The organism is Streptomyces sp. JNUCC 63 (assembly GCF_054366325.1).
Genome location: NZ_CM135963.1, coordinates 2,751,053 through 2,768,572, shown reverse-complemented (window position 1 = coordinate 2,768,572; position 17,520 = coordinate 2,751,053). Strand labels below are relative to the sequence as shown.

Below are 17,520 nucleotides of genomic sequence, written 5' to 3'. Positions count from 1 at the left end.
CCCCAGGGCGGCACGGGTGGGCGCTGGGGGTCCCCCCTGCTCGAAGAGCTTGGGGGAGGCACCCCGCAAGCGCGGTGAGCGTCCCCACCCCCCCGGCAGCAACCCACGGTTTCAGTTCAGCATGGCCCGCGCCGAACGCGCCTGCCTCCGCACCAGCTCAGCCCCGGCCTCATCCACCGCGGCCACGACATCCGCGTACGCCTCCAACTCCACCGCCCCACCCACAAAATCCCCCCGCTGCACCAGCAACTGCGCCCGCTCATACCGCAACCGCGCGGAATGCGAAGGCAGCAGCAACGACAACTCCACCGCCCACAACGCCACATCCGACCGCTCGGGCCGCACGGCCGCCCACGCCCGGATGTTGTTCAGGATCCGCCCCACGACCTCCAAAGGCGCCGCAGGCACCAGCATCGAGGGATGCAACGGCGCCCCCGTGGCCCCCACCACCAGCAACTCCGCGTCCGCCCCGGTCAACACCCGCCCCCCGTCGAACGGATCCGCGAGCACCTGCTCGTGCTCCCGCTCCTCCGCCGCCCCGGACACCACCCCGAACCCGACCACGAAATGCCCCGGCAGCGCGACCCCGTACACCGGCGCCCCCGCCCGCCGCGCGACCTCCATCCACACCACCGACAGCAGGATCGGCAACCCGCGCCGCCGCGCCAGCACCGCGTGCAGCAACGAGGACTCCAGACGCTGGTAGTCCGCGGCACAGCCGCGAAACCCGCACCGCTCACCCAGCAGCTCGCGCAGCGCCTGCGCCCAGGCCCGCGGGCCGCCCGGCCGGTACGGCAGCAGCCCCGCGAGCCGGTCCAGCTCGACCTGCGCCGCGTCCATGCCCGCCTCGTCCAGCGTGCCGTCGCCCTCCGCGCCCACCAGCAGGCACAGCGTCGCCAGGTCGGGCCGCTCGGACCGCACCTCCTCGGCGAACCGGCGGCGCAGCTCGGCGGAGCGTTCGGGCGGCGGGGGATAAAGGGGGCGCATAGCAGCCTCGTGCCCTTCCACGGCGATCGCTACGACCGTCCGGAGGCGGAGTTTCCGGACACCGCGCCCGGACCGGAGTCCGGCTCGCGGTAGTGGTGGTACGCATGGTGCGCGGAGAAGCCCAGCGCGCCGTACAGCGCCCGCGCCGCCGCGTTGTCGGTCTCGACCTGCAGCCAGGCCGCCGACGCGCCCTCGTCGAGGGCCCGGCGGGCGAGCGCGGCCAGCACGGTGGTGGCGAGCCCCCGCCGCCGCAGCGCCGGATCCACCTCGACCGCGGCGAAGGACGCCCACCGCCCGTCGACGACACACCGCCCGATCGCCGCGGGCACACCGCCCTCGCCGGGCACGCTCGCGAACCACACCGACGGTCCGCTGCCCAGCACCTTCAGGGCCACCTCGCTCACCCCCTTGCGCCGGTACCGCGCAAGCCACGCCTCGTCGGCCGTGCGGGACAGCACGACCCCGGAGCCCTCGGCCCGGTCCGCGACCGGCGCGAGCGCCCCGATCCACAGCTCGGCACTCACCTCGCGCACCCAGCCGCGCCGCTCCAGCTCCGCGCACAGCAGTTCCTGCGTGCCCTCGGCGCCGGTGGCGGTCTGGACGTACGCGGGCAGGCCGCGCTCGCCGTACCAGCGTCGTACGGCGGCCAGCGCCTCGTCGAGCGGAAGGCCCGGGTCGCCGAGCGGCAGCACCGAGTTGGCCCGCCGGGTGAAGCCCGCCCGTCGCCCGACCACCGCCCCCCGTCGACGCGCTTCGCGCGGCACCTTCTCGACGGCGGCCCTCAGCTCCCAGTCACCCAGCCGCTCGCTCTCCACCGGCCGCCAGGCCCGCGCCGCGACACGCGCCAGCTCGTCGTACGTGGCGGCCGGACCCCGGCGCCGGGCCGGCGCGGCCGGTACGACCTTGCCCGCGACCAGGGAGGATTCCGCGATGCGGACGGTCTCGCCACTCTTTCGTGTGATCAGCAGCACACCGTTGTCCCATGATGTGAGAACACCGACCGTGTCGGTGAACTTCTCGCCCGGTGCGCCGGGTTCGCCCAAGCGCCGTACGGAGACCCGTTTGCCCACGTCAGCAGCGGTGATACGGACCTCGAGGCGCCCTGCAGCCGATATTTCCACGGATCTGGTCACCCCTCCTGTTCGGATCATGCCCCGGAACGGAGATACTAGGGGTGGGCATCGACGACGCCGCGCTCCCGCGCGCCAGGCGGCGGAGCCTGTGGAGGCCCGCCAGCGCCCTATCGAGGAGGAACGACAGCGTGACCTACGTCATCGCGCAGCCTTGTGTCGACGTCAAGGACAAGGCGTGCATCGAGGAGTGCCCGGTCGACTGCATCTACGAGGGCCAGCGGTCCTTGTACATCCACCCGGACGAATGCGTCGACTGCGGAGCCTGTGAGCCGGTCTGCCCGGTCGAGGCGATCTTCTACGAGGACGACACTCCGGAGGAGTGGAAGGACTACTACAAGGCGAACGTCGAGTTCTTCGACGAGCTCGGCTCTCCCGGCGGCGCCAGCAAGCTCGGGCTGATCGAGCGCGACCACCCGATCATCGCCGCGCTGCCGCCGCAGGCGTAACCAGTCGTCAAGCGGCCCGCACACCGCGCCGCCTCGGTCCCGTACGGCCTGATCGCCCCGAGCGCTCCGACCGCCGCACGGGACCGAGGCGTTTGCCGTACCAGAAAGTGAGCCTGATCCCCGTGTCCGCAGTCTCCGACCGGCTTCCCGCGTTTCCCTGGGACAAGCTGGAGCCGTACAAGAAGACGGCCGCGGCCCATCCGGACGGCATCGTCGACCTGTCGGTCGGCACCCCGGTGGACCCGGTCCCCGAGCTGATCCAGAAGGCGCTGGTCGCGGCGGCGGACTCCCCGGGCTACCCGACCGTGTGGGGCACGCCCGAGCTGCGCGACGCGATCACCGGCTGGGCCGAGCGCCGCCTCGGCGCGCGCGGGGTCACCCACCGGCACGTCCTGCCGGTCGTCGGCTCCAAGGAACTGGTCGCCTGGCTCCCCACCCAGCTGGGCCTGGGCCCCGGCGACAAGGTGGCGTACCCGCGCCTGGCCTACCCCACCTACGAGGTCGGCGCCCGCCTGGCCCGCGCGGACCACCTCGTCTACGACGATCCGACGGAGCTCGATCCGGCGAACCTGAAGCTGTTGTGGCTGAACTCGCCCTCCAACCCCACGGGCAAGGTCCTGAGCAAGGAGGAGCTCACCCGGATCGTCGCCTGGGCCCGTGAGCACGGCGTCCTCGTCTTCTCCGACGAGTGCTACCTGGAGCTGGGCTGGGAGGCGGACCCGGTCTCGGTGCTCCACCCCGACGTGAACGGCGGCTCGTACGACGGCATCGTCGCCGTCCACTCCCTCTCCAAGCGCTCCAACCTGGCCGGCTACCGCGCCGCCTTCCTGGTCGGCGACCCGGCCGTCCTCGGCCCGCTGCTGGAGATCCGCAAGCACGGCGGCATGATGACCCCGGCGCCCACGCAGGCGGCGGTCGTGGCCGCCCTGGGCGACGACACCCACGTCCGGGAGCAGCGCGAACGCTACGCCGCCCGCCGCGCGACCCTCCGCCGGGCCCTGCTCTCCCACGGCTTCCGCATCGAACACAGCGAGGCGAGCCTCTACCTCTGGGCCACGAGGGAGGAGTCCTGCTGGGACACGGTCGCCCACCTGGCCGACCGAGGCATCCTCGTCGCCCCGGGCGACTTCTACGGCCCAGCGGGCGCCGACTTCGTACGAGTGGCCCTGACGGCCACGGACGAGAGGGTGGCAGCGGCGGCGGCAAGGCTGTAACGGCCCGCGCTAACGCCCGGTCGTGGTGATGCGGACCGCTCCCGCGTCCCGCTCCGCCCCCGCGGCCCCCCGCGTCGTCGCCGTCCGCCACCGGCCGTCGGTCGTCCCCGCCGTCCACTCCCGGCCGGCGTACGAGATCCGCTCGATGTGCAGCGCGGAGGCGTTGGCCACCGCCCAGTGCGCGAGCTGCCAGCCCCGCTGCCGCGCGCTGCGCCCGGCGGCGGCCGTGTCGGTGGGCACGGGCAGCGTCACGGTCCGTTCCCCCGCGCCCGCGGTCCGGCCGGGCGTGGGCGACGAGCCGCCGCCCACCTCCGCGCCGGCCTCCTGCACCACGTCCCGCCCGAAGTCCCGTACGAGCGCGGAACGCACCGTGCCCGGACCGGCGATCCGGGTGGCACCGGGGCGGCCCTGGCAGGTCAGCGTGGCCGCGGAGCGCCCGGTGAGCGCGGCGGCGAGCAGCGTCGCGTCCGGCTCGTGCTTGGCGTACGCCTGCGGAAAACCGCTGCGCTGCACACGCTGGGCGGCCACGGTGAGCGGCAGCCTCGTGTAGCCGGGAACCTTGGCCAGGTGGTCGTAGAAGATCCCCGCCGAATACGTCGGGTCCATGATCTCCTCCGGCGTGCCCCAGCCCTGCGAGGGCCGTTGCTGGAACAGGCCGAGCGAGTCCCGGTCGCCGTAGTCGATGTTGCGCAGGGCCGACTCCTGCAGCGCGGTGGCCAGCGCGATGGTCACCGCACGCTCGGGCATGCCGCGCCCGGTGCCGACGGCCGCGATCGTCGCCGCGTTCACCGCCTGCTCCGGCGTGAACCGGTACGACGCGCCGTCCTCCTTGCCGGAGACGACCTCGCAGGCCGGGCCCCCGGTGCGCCCGGTGAGGAACTGCACCGAGAGGTAGCCCGCGAGCGCGAGCAGGACGACGAGGGCCGCCCCGAACCGGAGGAGGCGGCCACGACGCTTGGGGGAGGGGGACGGGTCGCGCACGCCTACAAGGTACTTGAGACCGCAGGGGCTGCTGAGGCCGGTGTGGACAAGTTGTGACGGCGCGGGGGCGGATCGGCGCGTTAGGGTCGACGGCATGGCCGATACCCCGCTTGACCTGACGCTGGACGCCGCGCGCCTGACCGCGCGGATCGTCGACTTCCCCTCGGAGAGCGGCACGGAGAAGCCGCTGGCCGACGCGATCGAGGGCGCGCTGCGCGAGCTGCCGCACCTGACGGTGGACCGCTTCGGCAACAACGTCGTGGCCCGGACGAACCTGGGCCGGTCCGAGCGGGTGATCCTGGCCGGCCACATCGACACCGTCCCGATCGCCGACAACGTGCCGTCCAGGCTGGACGAGGACGGAGTGCTCTGGGGCTGCGGCACCTGCGACATGAAGTCCGGCGTGGCGGTGCAGCTGCGTATCGCGGCCACGGTCCCGGCCCCCAACCGCGACCTGACCTTCGTCTTCTACGACAACGAGGAGGTCGCCGCCGAGCTGAACGGCCTCAGGCACGTCGCCGAGGCGCACCCGGAGTGGCTGGAGGGCGACTTCGCGGTGCTGCTGGAACCCTCCGACGGCGAGGTGGAGGGCGGCTGCCAGGGCACCCTGCGGGTGCTGCTGAAGACGAAGGGCGAGCGGGCCCACTCGGCGCGCGGCTGGATGGGCTCCAACGCCGTCCACACCGCCGCGCCGATCCTGAAGCGCCTCGCGGAGTACGAGCCGCGCTACCCGGTGATCGACGGCCTGGAGTACCGGGAGGGCCTGAACGCGGTCGGGATCTCCGGCGGGGTGGCGGGCAACGTCATCCCCGACGAGTGCGTGGTCACGGTCAACTTCCGCTACGCCCCGGACCGCACCGAGGAGGAGGCCGTCGCCCACGTCCGCGAGGTCTTCGCGGACTGCGGGGTCGAGGAGTTCGTGATCGACGACCACAGCGGCGGCGCCCTGCCGGGCCTGAACCATCCGGCCGCGGCGGCGTTCATCGAGGCGGTCGGCGGCACCCCGCGGCCCAAGTACGGCTGGACGGACGTCTCGCGCTTCTCGGCGCTGGGCGTCCCCGCGGTCAACTACGGCCCCGGCAATCCGCACTTGGCGCACAAGCGGGACGAGCGGGTGGACACGGCCAGGATCCTCGCGGGCGAGGAGCGGCTGCGGGCCTGGCTGACGAGCTGACCGGCGCCACAGAGCGGGCGCACGGCGTTTCATGGCGGACAGGCCCGCATCCCCCGCCGTTGACCCGCGTAGATCTACGCTGAGACGGAATGTCCAGCAAACGGAGGGAGCGCACATGCCGACAGGCAACCCCGAGGGCAAGAAGCAGCCGCCGGACGAGCAGCGCATGGGGCCGGTCCTCCGGCGTCGGGGCCAGGTCCAGGCGAGCACCACGGACCAGCGGCTGCTGGACGAGCGCGCTCCCACCGACTGGGTCCACACGGACCCCTGGCGCGTCCTGCGCATCCAGTCGGAGTTCATCGAGGGCTTCGGCACACTGGCCGAGCTCCCGCCCGCGATCAGCGTGTTCGGCTCGGCGCGCACACGGGTGGACTCGCCGGAGTACGAGGCCGGGGTCCGGCTGGGCAAGGGTCTGGTCGAGGCGGGTTTCGCGGTGATCACGGGTGGTGGCCCGGGCGCGATGGAGGCGGCGAACAAGGGCGCGTCGGAGGCCGGGGGCATCTCGGTGGGCCTGGGCATCGAGCTGCCCTTCGAGCAGGGCCTGAACTCCTACGTCGACATCGGCCTCAACTTCCGCTACTTCTTCGTCCGCAAGTTGATGTTCGTCAAGTACGCGCAGGGCTTCGTGGTCCTGCCCGGCGGACTCGGCACCCTGGACGAACTCTTCGAGGCCCTCACCCTCGTCCAGACCCGGAAGGTCACCCGCTTCCCGATCGTCCTCTTCGGCACCGCCTACTGGGGCGGCCTGGTCGACTGGCTCACCGGCACCCTCATCGCCGAGGGCAAGGCGGCGAAGGCGGACCTCGCCCTGTTCCACGTGACGGACGACGTGGAGGAGGCGGTGGCGTTGATGTCGAAGGAGGCGGGCAAGTAGTCGCTGTTCGTCCCACCGGGACGGGTGGTGGGCACAGGCCGGGACCCAGGGGGCGGAGCCCCTTGGTACGGCACGTGGAACTACGCCAGTCCCCGCCGGGCAACCGCCGGAGCACGGTGCCCCGCGATGGACGCCACCATGTCCACCACCTGCCGGGTCTCGGCCACCTCGTGCACCCGGTACACCTGCGCCCCCAGCCAGGCCGAAACAGCCGTGGTGGCCAACGTCCCCACCACCCGCTCCTTCACCGGCTTGTCCAACGTCTCGCCCACGAAGTCCTTGTTGGACAAGGACACCAGCACAGGCCACCCGGTCGCGACCATCTCCCCCAGCCGCCGGGTGGCCTCCAGACTGTGCCGCGTGTTCTTCCCGAAGTCGTGCCCGGGATCGATCAGCACCGACTCCCGAGGCACGCCCAACGCCACCGCCCGCTCGGCCAGCCCCACGGTCACCCGCAGGATGTCGGCCATGACGTCGTCGTACGTCACCCGGTGCGGCCGAGTCCGAGGCTGCGCGCCACCCGCGTGCACGCACACCAGCCCGACCTTGTACCGCGCCGCGACCTCGGCGAGCCGCGGATCCACCCCGCCCCACGCGTCGTTCAGCAGGTCGGCCCCCGCCTCGCAGACCGCCTCGCCGACATCGGCCCGCCAGGTGTCGACGCTGATGACCACGTCGGGGAACCGCCGCCGCACCTCGGCGACGAAGCCGACCGTCCGCCGGGCCTCCTCCTCGGCGGTCACCTCTTCGCCGGGCCCGGCCTTCACCCCGCCGATGTCGATGATCGCCGCGCCCTCGGCGACCGCCTGCTCCACGCGCGCGAGGGCCGGCTCGTCACGGAACGTCGCCCCCTGGTCGTAGAAGGAGTCCGGGGTCCGGTTCACTATCGCCATGATCACCGGCTCGTGTGCGTCGAACTCACGCCTGCCCAGCCTGAGCATCCCCTGCGACCTCCTCGTACGTCCCGGGTACGTCCCGGTCTTCGACCGCCTGCGACCCTAACCGTCAGCGTCGCATGGCACGATCGGACCCACACACATACGACAGACTCCGTGGGGACCCCAGCGATGGTTATGTTCTTGTTCCTGGTCGTCGCGCTCGCCGTCGTGGTCGCCGCGGTGACCCTCGCGGTGGTGGGCGGCGGCGAGGGCACCGGACCGCTGCCCGAGGCCGCGCCGGAGCGGTTCCAGGACCCGCTGCCGCCGGACCGCCCGGTGAACCGCGCGGACGTGGAGGGCCTGCGCTTCCCGCTCGCCGTCCGGGGCTACCGCATGGCGGACGTGGACGACGCCCTCGGCCGCCTCGGCGCCGAGCTCGCCGAGCGCGACGCGCGGATCGCCGACCTGGAGTCCGCGCTGGCCGGCGCCCAGGCCGCCGCCCACGTACGCCCGGCCAAGCCCGAGCCGGAGGACCAGCAGTGACGGACGGCGCCGCGATCGCCGGTCCGGACGGGGCCCCGCGCTGCCCGTGGGCGCTGTCCGCGGCGGAGTACGTGACGTACCACGACGAGGAGTGGGGCAGCCCGGTCCACGGCGACGACGCGCTCTTCGAACGCCTCGCGCTGGAGGCGTTCCAGTCGGGCCTGTCCTGGATCACCATCCTGCGCCGCCGCCCCGGCTTCCGCGCCGCCTTCGCCGACTTCAGGATCCCGGCGGTCGCGGACTTCACGGACGCCGACCGCGAGCGCCTGCTGGCCGACCCGGGCATCATCCGCAACCGCGCCAAGATCGACGCGACGCTCGCCAACGCGCGCGTGCTCGCCGACTGGTCCCCCGGCGAACTGGACGCCCTGATCTGGTCCCACGCCCCCGACCCGGCCGGCCGCGGGGTCCCGAAGACCCTCTCCGACGTCCCGGCGATCACCCCCGAGTCCACGGCCCTGTCCAAGGCCCTGAAGAAGCGCGGCCTGCGCTTCGTCGGCCCGACGACGGCGTACGCCCTGATGCAGGCGTGCGGCCTGGTCGACGACCACCTCGCGGACTGCGTGGCGCGCCGCCCCTGACCGGCAGGGGCGGCACCGGGAACGGGCAGGTCAGCGACCCAGATACTTCGGCTTCTCCTTGTTCACGAACGCCTGCACGGCGATCGCGTGGTCCTCGGACCGCCCCGCCCGCGTCTGGAGCTCGTCCTCCTTCTCCAGGGTCTCCTCCAGGGAGTGCGTCAGGCCGTACGCCACCGCCTCCTTCAGCGCCGCGTACGCCACCGTCGGACCCTCGGCCAGCGCCCGCGCCACCTTCTCGGCCTCGGCCCGCAGCTCGGCGGCCGGCACGATCCGGTTGGCGATGCCCAGTTCGTAGGCGTCCTGGGCGGTGATGCTGCGAGGGAAGAGCAGCAGGTCGGTGGCCCGGGAGGGGCCGACCACCCGCGGCAGGGCCCAGGAGATGCCGGAGTCGGCGGTGAGCGCGACCCCCGCGAAGGACGTGTTGAAGGACGCCGTGTCCGCCACGATCCGGTAGTCGGCGGCGAGCGCGAAGCCGAAGCCCGCCCCGGCCGCGACCCCGTTCACCGCGGCGACCACCGGCTTCGGCGCGCCCGCCAGCGCCCGCACGATCGGGTTGTAGTGCTCCCGCACGGTGATCATCGTCTGCCCCGACCCGGTCTTCCGGTCGGCGGCCAGCAGCCCGATGTGCTCCTTGAGATCCTGGCCCACGCAGAACGCCCGGTCCCCGGCGGCGGTCAGCAGCACCGCGCGTACGGTGTCGTCGTCCGCCGCGGACCGGGCCGCGTCCCGGAGGGCGACCTTGGTGGCGATGTTCAGCGCGTTCATCGCCTCGGGGCGGTTCAGCGTGATGGTCGCGAGCCCGTCGCTCACCTCGTAGAGCACGGTGTCGGTCATGGGGCATCCCCTCCGGTGTCGCCGCTGTGACGTACCGCTGCGTTGATCGCTGCACTGATTGTCGTACCGATCGGTACGTCCTGTGTCCGAAGGACAGCATGACGGAGATCATCGGCCGCGGCGCGGGGCGGGCGTGTGACCTGCGTCAAATAATTTCGGAGGGTTCGCCGCCGTCGGGTGTCCGTGCGGGTGCGCAGTATCGCAGCCACATCGCCGAATTGAGTGGTTTTGCTCGCGCGCGTTGCCCAAGCGATGCCTACTGATGTTGGTCATCGGGTCCTGGGATGCGGGATAATGGCTGGGAAGCAATGTGTTCGATGCCGGTGACGCGCGTCCTGGCCCGTTCTGGACAGGAATCGCGCGCGTGCCCTCACGGTGGGTCGTCGGCTTTGACGATGAGCTGGGTTTCAGGAAGGGGAACGAGCATGGCGGCCATGAAGCCGCGGACGGGTGATGGCCCGCTCGAGGTGACCAAGGAGGGGCGTGGCATCGTCATGCGCGTTCCGCTCGAAGGCGGCGGTCGGCTCGTCGTCGAGCTGACCCCTGACGAGGCCGACGCGCTCGGCGACGCCCTCAAGAAGGTCGTCGGCTGACGCGCAAGCGACCACAGCCTTTCAGCTGCCCCGGCATCGTACGCGGTGTCGGGGCAGCTGCTTGTCAGGGGGTGGGGACGCGTTGTCGGCAGGTGCGGGCGCGAGGCCCGGATGCCGGAGCGCTCAGCGCTTGACCGCGCACAGCAGGCCGTCGCCCACCGGCAGCAGCGACGACACCAGGTCGGGACTCTCGTGCACCGTGCGCAGCAGCTCCCGCAGCCGCAGGACCTCCGTCGGCTGCGGCCCGGAGTCCACCGTCCGCCCGTGCGCGAAGACGCCTTCGAAGGCGACGAGGCCTCCCGGGCGCAGCAGACGCAACGATTCGGCGAGGTACTCGGGGAACTCCAGCCGGTCGCCGTCGCAGAAGACGAGGTCGTATCCCGCGTCCGCGAGCCGGGGCAGCACGTCGAGGGCGCGGCCGGGGATGAAACGGGCGCGGTTGGCGGCGAAGCCGGCGGCGCGGAGCGCCTGGCGGGCGAACTGCTGGTGCTCCGGCTCGGGGTCGACGGTGGTCAGCACCCCGTCCGGCCGCATGCCGTGCAGCAGGTGGATCCCGGAGACCCCGGTACCGGTGCCGATCTCCGCGACAGCCTTCGCGTCCACGGCGGCGGCCAGCAACCGCAGCGCGGCTCCCGCGCCGGGCGACACCGGGCGCAGCCCCGCCTCACGGGCCCTCTCGCGGGCCCAGCGCAGCGCGTCGTCCTCGGCGACATAGGCGTCGGCGAACGCCCAGCTCGTCTGCCGGTTGCCGGTAATGACCCTCTCCTGTCCCCGTGGATGCCTGGGCGTGACTGTATCCGTTGGGGCCGGGAACCCGCAGATGGGACCGGTCGTTTGAAGGGATGAGGAAGTGGCGCGGGACGCGACGGCGGCGTGGACGGGGGTATGGGATGGATCGGGGCGCCGAGCAAGTGCCGACGCAGCCGCACGAGCCGGGCGAGCGCGTGTCAAGTTCTCGTAAAACTGCTTATCCGGAACTAACGGACGAGGTGGGTATGGTAGGGGCTCCACTGGACACCACCAGAGCCGACAGGGGAGGTGCGGCTGCGCCCGTGGATCGCGGAGGAGTGCTGCGGCGCTTTCTCGGGTCGGCGGGCAGGCCGAAATCTGTGACCGACACCGCTGCTGACCCGCGCCGCGCCGCCGAATCCGCCCAGACCGCGACCTTCTCCACCGACGCGGACGGGCAGGCGTGGACTCCGCCCACCTGGGAGGAGATCGTCAGCACGCACAGCGGCCGTGTCTACCGCCTCGCCTACCGCCTCACCGGCAACCAGCACGACGCCGAGGACCTCACCCAGGAGGTCTTCGTCCGGGTCTTCCGCTCCCTGTCGACCTACACGCCGGGGACGTTCGAGGGCTGGCTGCACCGCATCACCACGAACCTGTTCCTGGACATGGTCCGCCGCAAGCAGCGCATCCGCTTCGACTCGCTCGGCGACGACGCGGCCGAGCGGCTGGCCAGCAAGGAGCCGACGCCGCAGCAGCTGTTCAACGACGCGCACTTCGACGCGGACGTCCAGCAGGCCCTCGACACCCTCGCGCCCGAGTTCCGCGCCGCGGTCGTCCTGTGCGACATCGAAGGACTGTCGTACGAGGAGATCGCCGCGACCCTCGGCGTCAAGCTCGGCACGGTCCGCTCCCGCATCCACCGCGGCCGCTCCCAGCTGCGCAAGGCCCTCGCGCACCGCTCGCCTCAGGCGCGGGCCGAGCGCCGCGGCTTCGTGCCCCGGGTCCCCGCGCTGGGGGGAGGGGGCGCGAGCGCGTGAGTGGATCACGACCCGATCCCGAGGGGCGCCTCGCGGAACAGCATCTGGGAGACCGTCTCGCCGCCCTGGTCGACGGAGAGCTCGGTCATGACGCGCGTGAGCGTGTCCTAGCGCATGTGGCCACCTGCCCGAAGTGCAAGGCGGAGGTCGACGCACAGCGCCGTTTGAAGAACGTCTTCGCCCAGGCGGCCCCACCGCCTCCCTCCGAGAGCTTCCTGGCCCGTCTGCAGGGCCTGCCCGGAGGTGATACCGACGGCGACGGCTCGCCGCTGGGCGGGGGAGGGCTGCCCGGCGGACTCTCCGGACGCTCCGGGGTGTTCGGGATGAAGCGCGGCGAGCGGTTCGAGTTCGGCTACGTGCCGGCCCGGCCGCATGCCGCCGCACCGGCCGACGCCGCCGAGGACCGCGGCTTCCGGATCCATCCGGTCGGCCGTACCGACGGCGAGCGGTCCGCCTCGCGCGGGCTGCGGTTCGCGTTCGTCGCCGCCGGGGCGGTGTCGCTGGCCGCGGTCGCGCTCGGCGGGCTGACCACCGGCATGGCGGGCGGCGCGGGCGGCGCGGAGGCACGTGGCGGCTCGGGCAATGGCAGCAATGTGACTCCGGCGCGTACGGGGAGCGCGGCGGTGGTGCCGGGTTCCGAGAACTCGCGGCGCCGTCAGCCGACCGTACCGCTGTCGGCGCAGGGGCAGCGGTCGTCCGGCGGGGCGCCGATGGCGCCGACCGCGCTGTCCGCGCCGCTGCTGCCGGGCGTCGTGCCGCCCGACGCCGGGCAGGCGCAGGACATGACGCACACGCTGACCACGCCGGTGGTCGCCGGTGCGGCCGTGATGTCCCCGCTGATACATCCGCTCACCGCGACACCGCCGGTCTCCCTGACCTCCTGGTCCATGGACCAGGGGTTCACGGCGCACGGCCCGCTCAGCGCGCCCTCACCCTCGGCCTCCTCCCGCACGGCGCGCTGACCGGCCCCTGCGCGGCGGGCCGCGAACCTGGTTGAATCCACAGGTCGCGCCCATGACACCGGTCCGGGCGCGGAGCCGTGCCGCGACCCGCTGTGGGGAGAACATGAACGAGCGGAAGCCCACGAAGTCCGCCCGCCCGAAGTGGTGGAACCGAGTCCCTCCGGGGGAGCGGCCGGAGGGCACCCCGCCCCCGGAGCCGGATGCGGCTGGACCGGAGGACGCGGCTCCGGGCGGGGCTCCGGGCGGGGTTGCGGCCGACGGGGTGGCCGGCGATCCGGCCGCGGCTTCCACCGGCGGCGCGGCCGAGGACACTGCCCCCGCACAGGCTGCCGCGCCCCGGAGTGCCCACGCCGACGGCGACTACGAGCTGGAACGGCCCCTCGTGGGTCCGGGCGGCGGCGGTGACGGCGGCGACTTCGAACTCGCCCCGGCGGCCGACGGCACGAAGGACGCCTCCGCGGCGTCCCGCACCTCGGAGGAGCCCGCGGTGTCCGCCCCCGCCGGCCCCTCCGCCGAGCGCCCCAAGCCCCTGCACGACCCCGACCCCTACAGCACCCCGCCGTACGGCGAACCGGGCCCCTGGGCCCCCGCCCCTCCGGTACGGCACCCGGCGATCGCGTCCGCCCCGTATCCCGGCATGTCGGCGGCTCCGGCTGCCGCGCCCGTGGGTTCCGCGGTGGAGGCCGTGCCGGGCGGCCCGTCCGCGGTGGACGCGCCGGCCCACGGCTCACCAGGCCCGGACGCCCTGCCGCCCGGCACCCACGGCGGGCCCTGGGGGCGTTACGACCCCTGGGCCCGGGGGCAGGTCGCCGCGCCGTTGCAGCAGAGCGGGGCCGGGGTGCTCAGTGCGGAGCAACGGCATCGGCGGGTGACGCGGGCGCTGGTGGGCGGGGCCGTGGTGCTCGCGCTGGTGTCCGGCGGGCTCGGCGGGCTGGCCGGGGCGTACTTCGAACGCAACGGCGGTGTGGGGACCGTGGAGCTGCCGCAGGCCGGGAAGGAGCCCGCCGGGCGCGCCCCGGACAGCGTTGCCGGAATCGCCGCCCGTGCCCTGCCCAGCGTGGTGACGCTGCACGTCAGCGGCTCCGGCGAGCAGGGCACCGGCACCGGGTTCGTGCTCGACCGCCTCGGCCACATCCTCACCAACAACCACGTCGTGGAGAACGCCGCCTCCGGCGGGGACATATCGGTGACCTTCAGCGGCGGCCAGACCGCCAAGGCCAGGATCATCGGCCGGGACACCGGCTACGACCTCGCCGTCGTCCAGGTCCGCGGCGTACGCGGCCTGACCCCCATACCCCTCGGCAACTCCGACAACGTGCAGGTGGGCGACCCGGTCGTCGCCATCGGCGCGCCCTTCGACCTCGCCAACACCGTCACCTCGGGAATCATCAGCGCCAAGGAGCGCCCCATCACGGCCGGCGGCGAGAAGGGCGACGGCAGCGACGTGTCGTACGTCGACGCCCTGCAGACCGACGCCCCGATCAACCCCGGCAACTCCGGCGGCCCCCTCCTCGACGCCCAGGGCCGGGTCGTCGGCATCAACTCCGCCATCCGCTCCGCCGACACCGGCTCCGACCTGCAGACCGGCCAGGCCGGCTCCATCGGCCTCGGCTTCGCCATCCCCGTCAACCAGGCCAAGCGGGTGGCCGAGGAACTGATCAGCACGGGCAAGGCCAGCCATCCGGTGATCGGCGTGACCCTCGACATGAACTACACCGGCGACGGCGCGCGGGTGAACACCAAGGGCCGTGACGGCGGCTCCCCGGTCACCCCCGGCGGCCCCGGCGCCAAGGCCGGCATCAAGGCCGGCGACGTCATTACCGCGGTGAACGGCCAGCGCGTCCACTCGGGTGAGGAACTGATCGTCAAGACGCGCGCCCACCGCCCCGGCGACCGCCTGGAGCTGACCGTCGTGCACAACGGAAGGGAGCGGAAGATCTCCCTCGTGCTCGGGTCCTCGAGCGGCAACTGACCGAATCGGGGCAAACGCCGCGGCAAATCCGTCGTGTACACGCAGTCCGACACCTCGGGGCGGTACCGGTCGGGCGCCTGCGCCGGGTACCGTGGTTCCGGCCCGGACCACGGAAGAGACCCGCACAGACCGGACCACCCGAGGGCCGAGGACCGAGGACATCGCAAGGAGCTTCAGGTGTTCAACGACATAGGACCGCTCGAGCTGGTGACGATCATCATCGTGGCCGTGCTCGTGTTCGGTCCGGACAAGCTCCCGAAGGTCATTCAGGACGTGACGCGCACGATCCGGAAGATCCGTGATTTCTCGGAGAGCGCCAAGCAGGACATCCGGCACGAGCTCGGTCCGGAGTTCAAGGACTTCGAGTTCGAGGACCTCAACCCCAAGACGTTCATCCGCAAGCAGCTGGACAACGACGAACTGGGGCTGAAGGAGATCCGCAACGGCTTCGACCTGAAGAAGGAGATGGCCGACCTCACGGACACGGTGCACGGCCGTGAGTCCGGGTCCTCCGGGTCCTCCTCGGGCTCGGCCGGCGGCCGGATCGACATGACCAAGAAGCCCGAGGCCCTGGGCCGCGACGAGCGCCCGCCCTTCGACGCGGACGCCACCTGAGCCGTCGTCCCCCGCGCACCCGCGACCCACGCGCCGGGCGGTTTCCCGGCTGCCCGAAGCGGGATGGATATGCTGCCGAGTTGTTGTGCGGACCGGACGAGTACGCCCGAAGGGGGGCGGGTCACCGTCGGTCCGACGAGAGCGAGGAGGCGTCCGGGGACATGGAGACGACGAGTCGGGCAGGCGCGCAGGCGTCGGCCGCGGAGGGCGGACAACGGTCCACCTTCGCCCGGCGCACGGTCGACGGCTACCTGCTGGCGCCCTTCCCGTGGTACGGCCTCGACGAGGCCTTCACGGGGCCGCGCTGGCTGATGCAGGTCGGCACCTCGGCCGACGGTTCCGTGGAACACGGCTCCACCGGGCACGGCGACGAGCCCTCCGTACGCAACGAGCAGGTGTCCGGGGACGAGCCCAGGGAGAAGTTCGCGGTCGTCGTCACCGTCGCCGCCCACCCCGTACGGCACCTCGCCGACGGCACCGGCCGGCTGGAGGCCACCTCCGTCTCCTCGGCGGCCTGGCTGGCCGGGGTGGGCCTGCTGTCCGTCACCTGGCCCACCCAGATGGACCACACCCTGCGGGACGACTGGCTGGAGCAGCAGACGGAGACCGCGTGGGCGCTCGCCGACGACCTGACGAGCTCGGCCTGGTCGACGCTCTCCCTGCCCGTGGACGGCGTCCCGACGCCCTTCCACTACCGCGAGTCGGAGTTCGGCTGGGTGCTCGCCGGATCGACCCAGGAGGGCGTCCATGTGGGCGCGTACGGCAGAGGCATGAGCGCGTACGGACTCGGCTTCGCCATGATCAAGGACATCAACGCGTACGCCTGACCCTCCGGGGGGCCACCACGGCCGTCAGGCGGTTCCCATGGATCGCCCCGGGTCTCCCTGGGCGCGGCGGGCCAACCGGCTCCAGATCCCCACGGCAGCCGCGACCTGGGCGAGGATCCAGGCGAGCTGTCCGGAGAAGCCGCGCGACTGGTAGATCGACAGCAGCAGGGCGAAACGGCTGGGCCGGAGCTGCCGTTCCCCTCTGCGGGTCTCCGTGTCCATCCAGATGCCGGTGACCGTGAGGATGGTCAGCATGAGCAGGACGTACAGGAGGATGTGGCCGGGATTCGTGTCGGTGACGCGGACGAGCACGGCGGCCATGCAGATGGGGAGGGCGTAGGCGAGGGTCAGGCTCCACGTACGTGCGGGACTGCGGTGCCCGGGCGGCGGACGCCACAGCGCGCCGAGGACGAATCCGGCCCCGGCCCACGCCAACTGGTACAGGACGAAGCTCACGACGACGTCGGGACAACCGGTGGGGCTGAAGAAGGTGTCCAGCCGACCCGAGGAATCCCTCTCGACCCGTGGCGCATCGGCGCCGTCGTCGCAGCGGCCCTGGCCCTGTTCCACTTCGAGAAGGGCCGAACCGCATAACGCGATCACCCAGAGCCACCGATCGTTGCTGTCAACACCTCAGTTGACGGAGGAATCGTGACTGAGACACAGGTGTCCGCCCGGAGAAGCCCGCTGCCCCGGTTCGAGGAAGCCGAAGGGCTGGGACCTCAGGACGCCGGGTTCGTCCGGGACCTGGTGGCGGTGCTCGAGAAGCACGGCAACCTGGACCGCTTCGGCCTGTGCCTGCTGCACGACCCCTTCCCGCTCGCCGACGACGAGGTCTTCGTGGAGACCAATGACCCGAGCGCCCGCCCGCTCCACGCGCACGGGGAGAGGGCGGGCCGGACGCGCCACACGAAGCCCTCGCAGTGGCGGTTCCTGCCGCACGGCGACGGGGAGCGGCGCGCGGAACTCGAGCAGGGCTCCTACCAGGTGGTCCAGCTGTGCACCCCGCTCGACCTGTGCCCGGGACGCCGCGACGAGTGAGATCGCCGACCGCAGGAGCGCCGCCACGGGGAAAGGCCCACACCGAGGGGCGCCGTTCTCACGGAACGGCGCCCCCTCGGTGTGGGCAAGTCGTGG

21 protein-coding genes are annotated in these 17,520 nt (G+C 72.6%); 14 read left to right on the top strand and 7 right to left on the bottom strand.

Translation table 11 applies throughout. The annotated features are described in order from the left end of the window. Window positions 1–111 precede the first annotated feature (111 nt). The gene (locus ACX25U_RS12450) at window positions 112–987 is read right to left on the bottom strand and encodes a transglutaminase family protein (protein ID WP_454391522.1); all 876 of its coding nucleotides are present in this window, start codon (window positions 985–987) and stop codon (window positions 112–114) included. 29 nt (window positions 988–1,016) lie between these two features. Further along, window positions 1,017–2,108 (bottom strand): GNAT family N-acetyltransferase, encoded by a 1,092-nt coding sequence (locus ACX25U_RS12445; RefSeq protein WP_454391520.1) that lies wholly within the window; start codon window positions 2,106–2,108, stop codon window positions 1,017–1,019. Window positions 2,109–2,248: 140 nt separating this feature from the next. Between ACX25U_RS12445 and fdxA the strand changes: the two genes are divergently transcribed. Together fdxA and ACX25U_RS12435 are read left to right on the top strand one after the other, a co-directional pair. Continuing rightward, window positions 2,249–2,566, top strand: coding sequence for a ferredoxin (gene fdxA, locus ACX25U_RS12440; protein WP_073947263.1), 318 nt, complete (start codon window positions 2,249–2,251; stop codon window positions 2,564–2,566). A gap of 122 nt (window positions 2,567–2,688) precedes the next feature. After that, complete coding sequence (locus ACX25U_RS12435) at window positions 2,689–3,780, top strand: bifunctional succinyldiaminopimelate transaminase/glutamate-prephenate aminotransferase (RefSeq protein WP_454391518.1); 1,092 nt, start codon at window positions 2,689–2,691, stop codon at window positions 3,778–3,780. 9 nt (window positions 3,781–3,789) lie between these two features. On the opposite strand, the gene ACX25U_RS12430 is transcribed toward ACX25U_RS12435, so the two are convergent. After that, a complete protein-coding gene (locus ACX25U_RS12430) occupies window positions 3,790–4,761 on the bottom strand; it encodes a heavy metal transporter (RefSeq protein ID WP_454391516.1) in 972 nt (323 codons plus the stop codon). A 94-nt stretch (window positions 4,762–4,855) separates the two neighbouring features. Here ACX25U_RS12430 and dapE point away from each other — a divergent pair, with 94 nt between their 5' ends. Together dapE and ACX25U_RS12420 are read left to right on the top strand one after the other, a co-directional pair. Then, window positions 4,856–5,935, top strand: a complete 1,080-nt coding sequence (dapE, locus tag ACX25U_RS12425) for a succinyl-diaminopimelate desuccinylase (RefSeq protein ID WP_454391514.1) — start codon at window positions 4,856–4,858, stop codon at window positions 5,933–5,935. Between the two features lie 115 nt (window positions 5,936–6,050). After that, a complete protein-coding gene (locus ACX25U_RS12420; protein ID WP_454391512.1) occupies window positions 6,051–6,809 on the top strand; it encodes an LOG family protein in 759 nt (252 codons plus the stop codon). A gap of 80 nt (window positions 6,810–6,889) precedes the next feature. Here the strand turns inward: ACX25U_RS12420 and folP are convergent, their stop codons facing one another. Next, window positions 6,890–7,750: a dihydropteroate synthase gene (gene folP, locus ACX25U_RS12415; protein ID WP_454391510.1), complete on the bottom strand. Its 861-nt coding sequence runs from the start codon at window positions 7,748–7,750 to the stop codon at window positions 6,890–6,892. Window positions 7,751–7,882: 132 nt separating this feature from the next. On the opposite strand from folP, the gene ACX25U_RS12410 reads away from it, so the two are divergent. After that, window positions 7,883–8,230, top strand: coding sequence for a DivIVA domain-containing protein (locus ACX25U_RS12410; protein ID WP_454394235.1), 348 nt, complete (start codon window positions 7,883–7,885; stop codon window positions 8,228–8,230). Continuing rightward, the gene (locus ACX25U_RS12405; protein WP_454391508.1) at window positions 8,227–8,811 is read left to right on the top strand and encodes a DNA-3-methyladenine glycosylase I; all 585 of its coding nucleotides are present in this window, start codon (window positions 8,227–8,229) and stop codon (window positions 8,809–8,811) included. Before ACX25U_RS12410 ends, ACX25U_RS12405 begins: the two co-directional genes overlap by 4 nt. 30 nt (window positions 8,812–8,841) lie before the next feature. Here the strand turns inward: ACX25U_RS12405 and chcB are convergent, their stop codons facing one another. After that, window positions 8,842–9,645, bottom strand: coding sequence for a 2-cyclohexenylcarbonyl CoA isomerase (gene chcB / locus ACX25U_RS12400; protein WP_454391507.1), 804 nt, complete (start codon window positions 9,643–9,645; stop codon window positions 8,842–8,844). A gap of 98 nt (window positions 9,646–9,743) precedes the next feature. Between chcB and ACX25U_RS12395 the strand changes: the two genes are divergently transcribed. Further along, window positions 9,744–9,908, top strand: coding sequence for a hypothetical protein (locus ACX25U_RS12395; protein ID WP_454391505.1), 165 nt, complete (start codon window positions 9,744–9,746; stop codon window positions 9,906–9,908). A 162-nt stretch (window positions 9,909–10,070) separates the two neighbouring features. Beyond that, complete coding sequence (locus tag ACX25U_RS12390; protein ID WP_003966491.1) at window positions 10,071–10,238, top strand: DUF3117 domain-containing protein; 168 nt, start codon at window positions 10,071–10,073, stop codon at window positions 10,236–10,238. A 123-nt stretch (window positions 10,239–10,361) separates the two neighbouring features. Here the strand turns inward: ACX25U_RS12390 and ACX25U_RS12385 are convergent, their stop codons facing one another. Further along, complete coding sequence (locus ACX25U_RS12385; RefSeq protein ID WP_454394233.1) at window positions 10,362–11,060, bottom strand: O-methyltransferase; 699 nt, start codon at window positions 11,058–11,060, stop codon at window positions 10,362–10,364. Window positions 11,061–11,305: 245 nt separating this feature from the next. Between ACX25U_RS12385 and sigE the strand changes: the two genes are divergently transcribed. The 5 genes from sigE (at window position 11,306) to ACX25U_RS12360 (ending at window position 16,383) form a co-directional block, all read left to right on the top strand. After that, window positions 11,306–12,007 carry an RNA polymerase sigma factor SigE gene (gene sigE, locus ACX25U_RS12380; RefSeq protein WP_454394231.1) on the top strand — a complete coding sequence of 234 codons (702 nt, stop codon included), beginning with the start codon at window positions 11,306–11,308 and terminating at the stop codon, window positions 12,005–12,007. Further along, entirely contained in the window at window positions 12,004–12,969 is a 966-nt protein-coding gene (locus ACX25U_RS12375; RefSeq protein ID WP_454391503.1) for an anti-sigma factor family protein, read from the top strand. Before sigE ends, ACX25U_RS12375 begins: the two co-directional genes overlap by 4 nt. Before the next feature lie 103 nt (window positions 12,970–13,072). Then, window positions 13,073–14,941, top strand: a complete 1,869-nt coding sequence (locus ACX25U_RS12370; protein WP_454391501.1) for a trypsin-like peptidase domain-containing protein — start codon at window positions 13,073–13,075, stop codon at window positions 14,939–14,941. A 177-nt stretch (window positions 14,942–15,118) separates the two neighbouring features. Then, the gene (locus tag ACX25U_RS12365; RefSeq protein ID WP_454391499.1) at window positions 15,119–15,556 is read left to right on the top strand and encodes a sec-independent translocase; all 438 of its coding nucleotides are present in this window, start codon (window positions 15,119–15,121) and stop codon (window positions 15,554–15,556) included. A gap of 161 nt (window positions 15,557–15,717) precedes the next feature. Further along, complete coding sequence (locus tag ACX25U_RS12360) at window positions 15,718–16,383, top strand: hypothetical protein (RefSeq protein ID WP_454391498.1); 666 nt, start codon at window positions 15,718–15,720, stop codon at window positions 16,381–16,383. 24 nt (window positions 16,384–16,407) lie between these two features. On the opposite strand, the gene ACX25U_RS12355 is transcribed toward ACX25U_RS12360, so the two are convergent. Next, the gene (locus ACX25U_RS12355; RefSeq protein ID WP_454391496.1) at window positions 16,408–16,953 is read right to left on the bottom strand and encodes a DUF6185 family protein; all 546 of its coding nucleotides are present in this window, start codon (window positions 16,951–16,953) and stop codon (window positions 16,408–16,410) included. 81 nt (window positions 16,954–17,034) lie between these two features. Here ACX25U_RS12355 and ACX25U_RS12350 point away from each other — a divergent pair, with 81 nt between their 5' ends. Then, window positions 17,035–17,424 carry a hypothetical protein gene (locus ACX25U_RS12350; protein ID WP_454391494.1) on the top strand — a complete coding sequence of 130 codons (390 nt, stop codon included), beginning with the start codon at window positions 17,035–17,037 and terminating at the stop codon, window positions 17,422–17,424. Window positions 17,425–17,520 lie beyond the last annotated feature (96 nt).

What these genes read in the sequence shown, in the direction of transcription:
- ACX25U_RS12450 (WP_454391522.1), bottom strand. Translation starts at nt 987, where the DNA reads ATGCGCCCCCTTTATCCCCCGCCGCCCGAACGCTCCGCCGAGCTGCGC.
- dapE (WP_454391514.1), top strand. Translation starts at nt 4,856, where the DNA reads ATGGCCGATACCCCGCTTGACCTGACGCTGGACGCCGCGCGCCTGACC.
- ACX25U_RS12420 (WP_454391512.1), top strand. Translation starts at nt 6,051, where the DNA reads ATGCCGACAGGCAACCCCGAGGGCAAGAAGCAGCCGCCGGACGAGCAG.
- folP (WP_454391510.1), bottom strand. Translation starts at nt 7,750, where the DNA reads ATGCTCAGGCTGGGCAGGCGTGAGTTCGACGCACACGAGCCGGTGATC.
- ACX25U_RS12410 (WP_454394235.1), top strand. Translation starts at nt 7,883, where the DNA reads ATGTTCTTGTTCCTGGTCGTCGCGCTCGCCGTCGTGGTCGCCGCGGTG.
- chcB (WP_454391507.1), bottom strand. Translation starts at nt 9,645, where the DNA reads ATGACCGACACCGTGCTCTACGAGGTGAGCGACGGGCTCGCGACCATC.
- ACX25U_RS12395 (WP_454391505.1), top strand. Translation starts at nt 9,744, where the DNA reads ATGACGGAGATCATCGGCCGCGGCGCGGGGCGGGCGTGTGACCTGCGT.
- ACX25U_RS12390 (WP_003966491.1), top strand. Translation starts at nt 10,071, where the DNA reads ATGGCGGCCATGAAGCCGCGGACGGGTGATGGCCCGCTCGAGGTGACC.
- ACX25U_RS12370 (WP_454391501.1), top strand. Translation starts at nt 13,073, where the DNA reads ATGAACGAGCGGAAGCCCACGAAGTCCGCCCGCCCGAAGTGGTGGAAC.
- ACX25U_RS12360 (WP_454391498.1), top strand. Translation starts at nt 15,718, where the DNA reads ATGGAGACGACGAGTCGGGCAGGCGCGCAGGCGTCGGCCGCGGAGGGC.